9 protein-coding genes are annotated in these 11026 nt (G+C 32.2%); 5 read left to right on the top strand and 4 right to left on the bottom strand.

Features of this window, described 5'->3' with window-relative positions; translation table 11 throughout:
- Position 1: 1 nt before the first annotated feature.
- The 3 genes from EK417_RS12865 to EK417_RS12855 all read right to left on the bottom strand — a co-directional run bounded on the left by EK417_RS12865 (position 2) and on the right by EK417_RS12855 (position 3668).
- Complete coding sequence (locus EK417_RS12865) at positions 2 to 1675, bottom strand: peptidase domain-containing ABC transporter (RefSeq protein WP_136522357.1); 1674 nt, start codon at positions 1673 to 1675, stop codon at positions 2 to 4.
- 8 nt (positions 1676 to 1683) lie between these two features.
- Positions 1684 to 2361 (bottom strand): TetR/AcrR family transcriptional regulator, encoded by a 678-nt coding sequence (locus EK417_RS12860; protein WP_110366206.1) that lies wholly within the window; start codon positions 2359 to 2361, stop codon positions 1684 to 1686.
- Between the two features lie 524 nt (positions 2362 to 2885).
- On the bottom strand, positions 2886 to 3668 hold the full coding sequence (locus EK417_RS12855) for a YdcF family protein (protein WP_136522356.1): 783 nt from the start codon (positions 3666 to 3668) through the stop codon (positions 2886 to 2888).
- A gap of 644 nt (positions 3669 to 4312) precedes the next feature.
- Here EK417_RS12855 and EK417_RS12850 point away from each other — a divergent pair.
- The gene (locus EK417_RS12850; protein WP_136522355.1) at positions 4313 to 5077 is read left to right on the top strand and encodes an O-methyltransferase; all 765 of its coding nucleotides are present in this window, start codon (positions 4313 to 4315) and stop codon (positions 5075 to 5077) included.
- Between the two features lie 198 nt (positions 5078 to 5275).
- Here the strand turns inward: EK417_RS12850 and EK417_RS12845 are convergent, their stop codons facing one another.
- Positions 5276 to 5515, bottom strand: coding sequence for a SymE family type I addiction module toxin (locus EK417_RS12845; protein ID WP_034697863.1), 240 nt, complete (start codon positions 5513 to 5515; stop codon positions 5276 to 5278).
- Positions 5516 to 5665: 150 nt separating this feature from the next.
- Here EK417_RS12845 and EK417_RS12840 point away from each other — a divergent pair, with 150 nt between their 5' ends.
- The 4 genes from EK417_RS12840 to EK417_RS12825 all read left to right on the top strand — a co-directional run bounded on the left by EK417_RS12840 (position 5666) and on the right by EK417_RS12825 (position 10930).
- On the top strand, positions 5666 to 6076 hold the full coding sequence (locus EK417_RS12840) for a helix-turn-helix transcriptional regulator (protein WP_136522353.1): 411 nt from the start codon (positions 5666 to 5668) through the stop codon (positions 6074 to 6076).
- Positions 6077 to 6214: 138 nt separating this feature from the next.
- Positions 6215 to 7699: an AAA family ATPase gene (locus tag EK417_RS12835; protein WP_136522352.1), complete on the top strand. Its 1485-nt coding sequence runs from the start codon at positions 6215 to 6217 to the stop codon at positions 7697 to 7699.
- Positions 7700 to 7706: 7 nt separating this feature from the next.
- On the top strand, positions 7707 to 8540 hold the full coding sequence (locus EK417_RS12830) for a hypothetical protein (protein ID WP_136522351.1): 834 nt from the start codon (positions 7707 to 7709) through the stop codon (positions 8538 to 8540).
- Positions 8541 to 8818: 278 nt separating this feature from the next.
- Positions 8819 to 10930 carry a carboxy terminal-processing peptidase gene (locus tag EK417_RS12825; RefSeq protein ID WP_136522350.1) on the top strand — a complete coding sequence of 704 codons (2112 nt, stop codon included), beginning with the start codon at positions 8819 to 8821 and terminating at the stop codon, positions 10928 to 10930.
- Positions 10931 to 11026 lie beyond the last annotated feature (96 nt).

Raw genomic sequence — 11026 nt, 5'->3', positions numbered from 1 at the left:
TTTAGTTTTTGTTAAATAAAGTTTTCACTGTTCCGTCTTCTACCAGCAGCCTTTGATCTGCATCGTTGATTAGGTTTTCATTTTCTGATACTACAATGATTGTAGAAACCTGTTTCAGTTTTATAAGATACTCTTTCATTTTAGTTTTAAAAGTATCATCCATTCCTTCAAACGGGTCTTCCAGTATCAATAATTTTTTGGCGCCCACTAATGTTCTGAGCAGCAATATTTTCTTTTTGATGCTAAAGGATACTTCAGTATCCGTTTCGCTAATCCTGGTTAAAAGACCGTTGCTGAACTGGCTGGACAGGTCTTCAACCCCTATTTCTTCAGATAATTTCAGAATTTGCTCAACTGTTGTTTCATTGTGACCCAGAGCTATATTTTCATAAACGGTTTCTTTTATTATCGTCATATCTTTTAGATACAAACCAATCAGGTTTCTGAGTGAAGATTTATCGATATTTTTAAGCGGTATTTTATCAAAAAGAATACTCCCTGAAGTGGGTTCATAAAAACCGCTGATCATATTCAGAAGCATAGATTTTCCTGCTCCCAACTTACCTGAAATAACGGTAAGCGAATTTTTTTTAATTCTAAAATTGACATCTTCAAAAATTTTCTGATAATCGTTAAAAGAAAAATGTACTTCTTTGCATTCTATTTCAAAACCTCCTTTTTGAGATTCAAAATCTATAGTGCCCAATTTTTCTTCGGGCAGATTGGTAATTTTATTCAGTTTTGCCAACGCAGCGATTACATCATAATAACTTTCAAGACTTTTGATCAGTTTTTCGACAGCTGTCATAATACTTAACACTACAATTTCGGTGGCAATGAATGCACCAATGTTCAATTGCTGGTTTACTAAAAGATAAGTTCCAATCACCAGCATTACCAATGTAATGATTACTTTAAATGCAATGATCGTTTTATATTGGAAAACCAATACCTTGAAATGCTCCGTACGATTATCAAGATACTGTACTACTCTATTATCAGTTTCTGCAAGATGAATCTGCTTCTTAGAATTGAATTTGAATGTTTTTACAGATGCAGCAATATCTTCAATCCAGGAAGCCACTTCATATTTTTTATCACTTTCTTCAATACTGGATTTGATTCCGCTTTCCATTGTAAATCTGAAAATAATGACCACACAGATCACCACTAAAGCCCCAAAAACCAAAAACCAGGGATGGTAAAATGAGAGCAGCAGAATTCCAAATAAAATCTGGATCAGAGCTGTCGGAATTTCCAGTAAGATTTTTGAAATTCCCTTCTGCAGATTCTGGGTATCAAAAAAACGGTTCACAAGTTCTGGTAAATAATATTTTCTCGTTTGTGATAAATCTACTTTAGGAAGTTTTTCAGCAAAGGCAAGAGAAAATTCAACAAAAATTTTCTGCTGTATCTTCTCAATGATCTGCATTACTTTCAGCCGGAAAAAACCACTCAGCCAAGTTCCTAAAACTACAAAAGCGATCAGAATATAGATAGAAGTTGCCATCGTTGCTCCCATCACAAAACTGACAATAGATTGTATGCCCAAAGGTATGCTCAGCATCACCAAACCATTGAGGATAGCGTAAAAATAGATATTGGTAACATCTTTTTTGTCCTTGGTAATGTACTGAAACAGTTGTCTGCTGTATTTTTTTGGAGAGTTTTCCATCGATCGGTTTATTTTAAAAGATTGGTGGTTATGAAACGCAGATAATCCAGCACAAAATTTTTATGATCCTTTTTGGGGGTATGATTATCTGTAAGCTTTGGAAGATGTTCACTAAAGAAATGCTGATCATGAGCTGTTTCCAAAAGTGTACTTGCAAATGATCTGGGATAAGGAAAATCCGGTTTGGCTTCAGAAATGACTTCACCAAAAAAAGCACAAAGACTTTTCAAAGGACTGAAAACCATTTCTTTATTAATTTCATCTACTTCTTTTACCAAATAGGCTTTGCTGCTTTCTGCAATAACTATTGTATGCAGTTTTACCAGGTCATAATCTTCTATCATTGTATTGGCGTGATCCTGATGTGTAATAATGTTTAACAGTTTATCTATTTTTTCTTTAGGATCTTTTATTTCTAGCAAGCGAAACTTGGATATCAGCTCCAGGTAAGACCAATACCAGTTGAGAATATAGGTAAGAAGTTTATGTTTTGATGAAAAATACCGATAAACGGTAGCTTCTGTAGAATTGATTTTCTGTGCCAGTTTTTTAAATGTGAAGTTCTCAAATCCTGTTTCATAAATCAGCTCAATAGCATTTTTTACAATAGCTTTGCCTATTTCGCTATTTTCAGGATCTTTAAGATAAAGATTTTCGTTGACTTTAAATTTTAACTGAAATTCCATTGTAGTAATTATTATGAATACAAATATAAAACTATAATGAAAATAAGCAAAACTTATACCATTGTATAAAATACTACAATTATAATAGTAATACTATCTATTAAAATAGCGTTATTTTCATTGTTGATGATATGAAACATTCATGAACAGATGATTCATGATAAGTTTAGTGTTTTTTTCTATGCAGCCTTTACAAACCCAAAATAATCAAGCGAAAGCCAATTTTGCCCTTATATCCACTCTATTTTCAGTCAGATAGCATAGGTACTGACTTGATAAACAGGGCTTATTTGGGCAGTTGTATTGCTTTCTGTATAAATAACTGATAATTAACACTTTGTACAAGTTATGAAGTGAAGTTATTTCGGAATGATTTTAAACTTCCTTTAACTGAACTCAAGTGTTTTAAAATGAAGCTTTAATAACTTTTGTGGCTTTGTAAAGTTTAAAACATTTTATTATTAAAAAAAAACCGGACACCTGGTAGATTTAAGTGTCCGGTTTTATATCATAATCTTAGATGGTTATCCATTCAATCCCAAACTGTTATACAGCTGTACCTGCCATATTCCGAATACTTCTTTAAGCATCACAAAAGTAAATGCTGCATTATAACTGTTAGGAAATACAGTAATTTCAGTATCAATAAAATCTGAGGCTTGTGGAACAGGCTTTAATCCAAATGTATGAAACAGAGCCACAGACCTTTTCATGTGAAATCCGGAGGTAACCAGATATATATCAGAAGGAGCCATCTGTTTTAGGATCTTGCTGGTATATTTTGCATTTTCATACGTATTCATACTTTTATCTTCTTTAATGATGTCAGCATCTGATACTCCCATCTTTTTAAAATTTTCACGGAATAATTCTGCTTCACTTGTATGGCCTCTTCCTTTTCCGGAAATTACTATTTTACAAGGCAGATTATTTTTCTTGTATTCATAGTACAGCTGATAAGCAGTTACCAATCTGGAATAAGACAATGTATGCAGCTTTTCTGTGTGCTCAAAGTCTACAACTCCACCACCCAATACAACAATAACGGGATTTTGAGGAACTCTATTTTTACTCGCAACAGGACTTACATAATTTTTCTGCAAATATCCGGAAATCAGTTTACCCAGAAAGCCATTTCCTATAAAAACGATCATTAAAACGGCAAAGAAGCCAACTCCTATTCTAAGGTTTTTGCCTTTGTTTTTTCTTTTGAGCAGAGCAATGATAACCACTGCAAGAAATACTAAAAAATAAGGTTCTGTAAAAAGCTGTACAACACGGAATAAAAAGTCTAATAAAAATTTCATTTTCAAATAATATTGATTAATGCCGGGAGGCATAGAAACCGCAAAGATAAGGCAATTTCCTGAGCATGCTTTCCATAGCAGCAAACCATTAAAATTCTCAGGATAATTTCATCTCATTTTTTTTGTTTTATACAATTATTTTATACATTTGCAACCATAAAACAACACACCTTTTAGTGTGTTAATAATAAAAAAAATACCTACCCTAGTGAAAAAGCAGAATAGAATCGCCATTTTTATGACTGTACTCCATATATTTTTGGACAGACATTTTTGTAAAGAAAAAAGCAAAAACTCTTTACATATAAAGAAACGATTTTTCTCATAAACAGGAGAAAACCGAAGAATATTATCTTTCCTGAAGCAAATTGATATTGCAGATTAACATTCCAAAAATCTGCAAGAGACTTTTCACTGGACTTCACCAGGTACGCTCGCTTACCACTTTATCTTTCTAAAGCAAAATATATCAATGCTTTACAATTTCATTTTTACCTCAAAAATAAGATATTTCACTGATTAATTACCGGACTCTATTTATTACAAAATCTTAAACAGATTTACGTTCAAAATTAATATTGCCTCAATGCAATATGGTTTTTAATAGGATACATTTGTCTTGTAACTTTAATACAATCAATGAAATGTCAACAGTTATCAAAACATTTGTAGCTTATCTTAAAAGACCTGCTCTTTATCCTGAACTGGGCAGAAAAATTATTAAAAATACGGTAAGCAGAAGAAGTCCATTCAAAGGAAAAGCAAAAACAAATTCCTGGGCTGCATCCATAGCAGTTTCCCAAAAGGTAGCGGTTTCCAGGCTTTTTTCTATGAACACCGATCATTTCAGGTCTACTTATGCCGTTGTTCTGGAAAAAGCCAACATAAAAGAAAAAGAATGTCCTATTACCATGGGTGGGCCTGGTGCACTGGAGCTTATTTATTACGCCTGCGAATTTACCAAAGCACAACACGTCCTTGAAACAGGTGTAGCTTACGGATGGTCTTCTTTAGCCATACTGCTTTCTCTTCAAAAAAGAAATGGAACACTCTATAGCTCAGATATGCCTTATCTTGCTCAGGATGGTGATCAGTATGTAGGTTATATTGTTCCGGAAAATCTTAAAAAATATTGGCAGCTATTCCGTTTTGCAGACAGAGAATCTTTACCTAAAATTTTAAAAAAAGTTTCTTCTTTTGATGTTTTCCACTATGATTCTGACAAAAGTTACCACGGAAGGATGTGGGCATATCAAAAAATTTATAAAAGACTGAAGTCTGGTGCAGTGTTTATTAGTGATGATATTGGCGACAATTCTGCTTATCAGGATTTTTGTATCAAAAAAAACATTAATACTTCTGTTGTAGAATACAATGGAAAATATATTGGTGTTTTTATAAAACAATAAGAAAATCTATCCGCATCCGCTTCATCAGGCAAGTTCACCTGTCATCCTTAGCCTCGCTAAAATATAAAATCCTTTATTTGAAAACTTTGCGTTTAATTCAATAATCATAAAATCTCCCGCAGATGAAACAGATATCGCAGATTATAACTCTAAAAGGATCTGCGTAATCTCCAAAATCTGCGAGAAATATCAAAAAAATCATACTGATCCCTCATAATCCACTTCCCTTTCCAAAATAATCTGGTTTCTGCTCACCGTAACCAGTATTTTATCTCCTGCCTTAAAACCACATTGCTGTACCCACTTCCCTGCTATTCTTATTTCGGGGAAGTAGACTATTTTGCCATACGCTCTTGAAAATGATTTGAGGAAAACCGTAAGGTAACGATTGTTCAGTTCATTATATTTGCTGCTGTTCATTCTTCTTTTTCTTTTCATAGGTGTTATTTTTCTACAAATGAAGGTATAATAAGAAGCATAAACCATCTGAGGAAAGTATATTTTATTCTGAAAGAGAGATATTTTAGAATAGTATTTATTTTAAAACAGCACTTTATTTTTTTAATCTAAAGCTTTATATTTGTTATTATGAGTTACACAGATATGCAAAATAAAAAAATACACCAGGGTAGAAATATCAAGCGTTTCCGCGAAATGCTGGGAATCAAACAGGAAGCACTGGCTTTTGAAATGGGCGACGACTGGAGCCAGAAGAAAATCTCCCTTTTAGAGCAAAAAGAAACCGTAGAATCTGATATTCTGGCACAGGTAGCGAAGATTTTGAAAGTTCCTGCAGAAGCGATTGAGAATTTTGATGAGGAACAGGCGGTGAATATTATTTCTAATACGTTCACAAGCAATGATACATCCACTTTAAATGCTGTAAATATTCAACCTACTTTTAATCCTCTTGATAAGATGGTGGAGCTTTATGAGCGTATGCTTCAGCAGCAGAAGGAAATGATTGAGAAGTTGGAAAGACTAATTATAAAAGACTAAGGCTTTAAAGCGTAAAAGTATTAATTTAGATCAATAAATTTAGAAGAATGAAGACTTGAAAAATAATGGAAATTTACCATTATTTTTATTTAATCATTAAAAAAACTAATGATTAAAATTGTTCTTAAAAAATAAAATATGAAACTTACAGAAACAAAATTTGATAACTTTCGTTGCTTTAAGCATTATGAGTTAAAATATGGAATAGAAACAACAGTCTTTATTGGGAAAAATGGAACTGGTAAATCAAGCGTGCTATCAGGTATTCGACGTGGTTTAAGCTTTATGTTTGCTAAATCTAAAAATCATCAAAAAAATTTATCTATTTCAAATAATGCCAAGGTTAAATCTTTTGGAAAATTTGAAGCTAATTTTGATTCATATTCTAGAAATTTTAACTATCCTATAAATAATACTTTTAAAGCAATTTACAATAATACGGATATTGAATGGGCAATGGTAAAAAATAATATGAATGGAGGCTTATTGACAACTCAATACAGTGAAGCTCTAAACATTGCTTTAGGCTTTTATAATCAGGACACAGAAAACTCTCTTTCTCTTCCTGTACTAGCTGTCATCACAGATTCATTTCCACACCAATTGATAAATTTTGGTTCTAAGGCAAAGAAAATTGTCTATCAGGATATTCTTCCAAGAGATTTAGGATATTATGGTTGGGATGATAGAACAAATTGTCTGGAACTCTGGCTAAATAGATTTTATAAAGTATTTTCTTTTGAAAGAGATATTCAGCATGACATAGAAAAGTTCGAAGAACAAATTTTTTTGTTTGAAAAGTTAATTGATAATAAAGACAAATATGATTATGACAAAGTTCCAGAATGGAAGGAAAGAATAAAAAAATTAAAATCAAATTTGTATCATTTGCAAAATGATACAAGAAGAAAAGATTTTTTAAAAGAGAAAGATTATATTCAAAACAAACTGATAAAATTTACTGAACCATTATCTAAAACATACAATTTTATTAATGATGAATTTGAGCTTTTCAGAATATCAATAAATCGCCTTAATAAGGAGGATTTTTCTTTAGAATTCACATTCAAAGATAGTAGATCAATTACATTTGATACATTACCTATGGGATATAAACGTATGTTTTCAATGGTAATTGACATTGCTTACAGATCATATATATTAAATCAAGGAATAGAAAGCAATGGCGTTGTCCTAATAGATGAAATTGAACTTCATTTACATCCTACTTTACAACAAGAAATTTTACAGCGCCTAAGAATAACATTTCCCAATATTCAGTTTATTGTAACAACACACTCACCTCTAGTTATTAGTAATTTCAAAACAGATAGTAATAATAAGATTATTAAACTAGAACACGATAGAAATGATTATTATAATGAAGAAGTTGACAATATTTATGGTATTGATTATAATACAGGTCTTACTGAAGTGATGGGGGCTCGATATCGTCAATCTGAACTAGAAAAGTTGATTGATTCTATTGTGATACTCACAAAATTTGGGAAATTAGAACAGGCTAGCCAAATTAAAACCGAATTGATAGATATAGCAGGGAGAAATAATAAATATCTAGAAAGTGAAATAAATAAAAGATTAAAACAAAATAATAAAGCTTAATTCATAAATGATTTATCTTGACAAAACTAATCAGGACGCTATAGCTTTTGTTACAAACTTTATTGACGCTAATTGGCTCGAGCAAAATGATGGAACATATAAATATCAAAATATAGGTTATTCACAAATTAAAAATCCTGTAATAAAATTTAGAAGTTTTTTTATTACTGAACAAAATAATAAATGCTGTTATTGTTGTAGAAATATTGTAAATGATAATTCTACCGAACTTGAACATATTATTCCTAGAACTAAATCAATGTTAGTTGATTTTATTCCTTATTATCAACACAGTAATATTCTAAATCAAAATGTCATTCCTCAGATTGTTTTTGAATCATCAACAAATGAATTAAATAAACCTCCTTTTCCTCATCATATTGCTTATCATAATATCGTAGCATCTTGTAATGGTAGAATATTTGAATCTTCAGAAGACTTTACATGCTGTAATAGAGAAAGAGGTGATGAATTTGTCCCACCTTTTAATTTGATGCAAAATTCAATTCAATATCTCCCTGATGGTACAATTGTATATATTTTAGATTTACAAAATAGAAACTATTTTGAAATTTTAAATTTAAACAAAGATATTTTGATAAATATCCGAAGATTATGGTATCTATTTTCACTTTCAAATCTTTCTATACATCAAATTTTGGATGAAAGCACTAGTACCTTGGAAGAAAAAATAAACATACATGCAATTGCAAACTCTCAAACAATTGTGGAGGATTTTAAATTATTAGAAACATTTTCAAATCCAAATATTTGGAAAGTCTTTAAGGAATATTCTTATTTTCTTGATTACTATAGAAATTATTCTTCTACAAAAAGCTAAATTCAATAAATTTATTAAGAGATGCATTTCAGGCTATAGCAGACCCTACGAGACAATCTATATTGATATTGACAAAAATATAACTCATTAATCCTTAAACTTATTTAAAATCCTCCTCCACAACTCCTTATTATCAATATTTTTCATACATTCACATGATTTTATAAAAGCACATTGAAAGCTCTTGTTTACTGCTATTTTCAATCAATTAATTGAAAAAAGATTAATTAATGGCAACAAAACAAGTATAGTTTTCAATTAAAAGCACAATCAAAAATATGTTGAAAAATTTTAGAACCGTTCGTTTTTTACTACTTCTTCCGCTTACCTTTTTTGCGTTCGGTTTCCGCCCTCCCGGCAATGAAGAAGAAAAGATGCAGATCATCATGGTCAATACCAAGAATATTTTGTCTTACCTGCATTACAGCCCCAAACCTATTAATGATGCGTATTCAAAAGAAGTGTATAAGCAGTATTTTGAATCAATAGATCCTACAAAAACCTATTTCCTGCAATCTGATATGGATGAGTTTCGTAAATATGAAACCAAACTGGACGATTATCTGAACACCGGAGATCTGACTTTTTATAAACTGACCGTGGATAAATTGTCTCAAAGGATTGATGAAATTGATACAATGACCAAAGACATTTTCAGTAAACCCATCAATCTGGAAGAAGATGAAATACTGACTTTGGAACCTAAACTAAAAAATGCACCTGCCAACAAGCAGCAGCAATATAATGAATGGCGGAAATATGTAAAATACAATATTCTTCAGGAAATAGAATCCCTGAACAGGAAAAGCGAAAAAAAGAAGGATGATTCTACCAATGAGGAAAACAGCAGCAAGCCCAAAATACTCAGCCAGGATGAAAAGATAAAAAAAGCGACAGAAAACGTTAAAGATCTTCTGGAAGAAAAATTTATCAGATTCAGGAAAAGGCAAAAAATGGATTCGTTTACTGTGTACATGAATGCGTATACTCATATTTTTGATCCGCATACCAATTATTATTCACCGCAGGGAAGGAAGGATTTTGAAATGGACTTCAAAGGAAAAATAATCGGGATAGGTGCAGTGATTAAGGAAAAGAAAGGAAGCCTTTATATCGGGACATTATCCATTGGAGCTCCCGCATGGAAGACCAAGCAGCTTACGGAAGGTGATAAGATCTTAAAAATAAAATCTACGCCCGATACGGAACCTGTCAATGTAGTGGATATGCTTTCCGGCGAAGCCATCAAATTAATCAGAGGGGAAAAAGGAACGCCCATTACTTTAACGGTACAGAAAAAAGACGGAACAATTCAGGAAGTAACTATGAACCGTGAAGAAATATCGATTGAAGATACTTTCGCTAAAAGTATTATCGTAAATGCATCCGATAAGAAATACGGCCTTATCAATTTACCTAAGTTCAATGCGGATTTTGAAGACAAAGACGGAAGAAATGCATCTGATGATATTAAAAATGAAATTATCAAACTTAAAGAGCAAAATATTCAGGGAATTGTTCTTGATCTTAGAGGTAATTCCGGTGGTTCTTTAACGGAAGTTGGTGATATTATGGGGCTTTTCATGGATGCAGGCCCTTATGTGCAGGTGAAAGACGGAAATGGAAAGATTACCACTTTAAAAAATAAAAATGAAGCGCCCATCTGGAACGGTCCACTTGTAATTCTACAGAATGAACTGTCTGCTTCTGCGGCAGAAATTTTAGCCGGTGTGATGCAGGATTACGGAAGAGCAGTTATCATGGGATCTCCTGTATCCTATGGAAAAGGAACTGTACAGGTATTTGTAGATCTGAACAGGTTTTTAAATACGGAAGAAGATTTTGGTTCTGTAAAGCTAACTATTCAGAAATATTATAGGATCACCGGAGAGTCTACACAGAGAAAAGGAGTAAGCTCAGATATCCCGATGAAAGATATCTTTTCTTATGCAGAGATAGGTGAAAAATATGATGACTACGCATTGGCCTGGGATAAAATACCGGGAACAACCTTCAATAAACAAAACTTTCTCAATATTCAGGCTTTGCAGAAAGTAAGTGCAGAGAGAATTGCTAAAAATGATAATTATAAACTGTTACTTGAGTATGCCCAATGGAGAGAAAATCTGGGGAAAGAAAAAACAGTGCCTTTAAGCATTCAGAAATACAGCGGACTGATGAAGCAGAGAAAAACTGAGGATGATAAATTCAAAATATTAAAAACATGGGAAAATGGTCTTACATTCACGATGTATCCAAAGGATATTGAAAGAGAGAAAAACGATGCCGCATTCAAAAGCAAATCTGAGGCATGGATTAAAAATCTTCAGAAAGATCTCTATCTGCGGGAAGCCATCAATATAGTTGAAGATTGGGAAGTAAGATCTTAAGCATACTTCTCCTATAAAAATTCAAAGCTCAACAATGTATCACCTTATACTGTTGAGCTTTTTTCATTACAATCAAAAATTTATTACAAAATATTT

This window comes from Chryseobacterium candidae, assembly GCF_004916905.1.
GTDB classification, from domain to species: Bacteria; Bacteroidota; Bacteroidia; order Flavobacteriales; family Weeksellaceae; genus Chryseobacterium; species Chryseobacterium candidae.
This window is presented reverse-complemented; position numbering and strand designations above follow the sequence as displayed.

Coding starts and splice junctions, on each gene's coding strand:
- EK417_RS12855 (WP_136522356.1), bottom strand. CDS start 3,668: ATGAAATTTTTATTAGACTTTTTATTCCGTGTTGTACAGCTTTTTACA.
- EK417_RS12845 (WP_034697863.1), bottom strand. CDS start 5,515: ATGAAAAGAAAAAGAAGAATGAACAGCAGCAAATATAATGAACTGAAC.
- EK417_RS12850 (WP_136522355.1), top strand. CDS start 4,313: ATGTCAACAGTTATCAAAACATTTGTAGCTTATCTTAAAAGACCTGCT.
- EK417_RS12830 (WP_136522351.1), top strand. CDS start 7,707: ATGATTTATCTTGACAAAACTAATCAGGACGCTATAGCTTTTGTTACA.
- EK417_RS12840 (WP_136522353.1), top strand. CDS start 5,666: ATGAGTTACACAGATATGCAAAATAAAAAAATACACCAGGGTAGAAAT.
- EK417_RS12825 (WP_136522350.1), top strand. CDS start 8,819: ATGTTGAAAAATTTTAGAACCGTTCGTTTTTTACTACTTCTTCCGCTT.
- EK417_RS12860 (WP_110366206.1), bottom strand. CDS start 2,361: ATGGAATTTCAGTTAAAATTTAAAGTCAACGAAAATCTTTATCTTAAA.
- EK417_RS12865 (WP_136522357.1), bottom strand. CDS start 1,675: ATGGAAAACTCTCCAAAAAAATACAGCAGACAACTGTTTCAGTACATT.
- EK417_RS12835 (WP_136522352.1), top strand. CDS start 6,215: ATGAAACTTACAGAAACAAAATTTGATAACTTTCGTTGCTTTAAGCAT.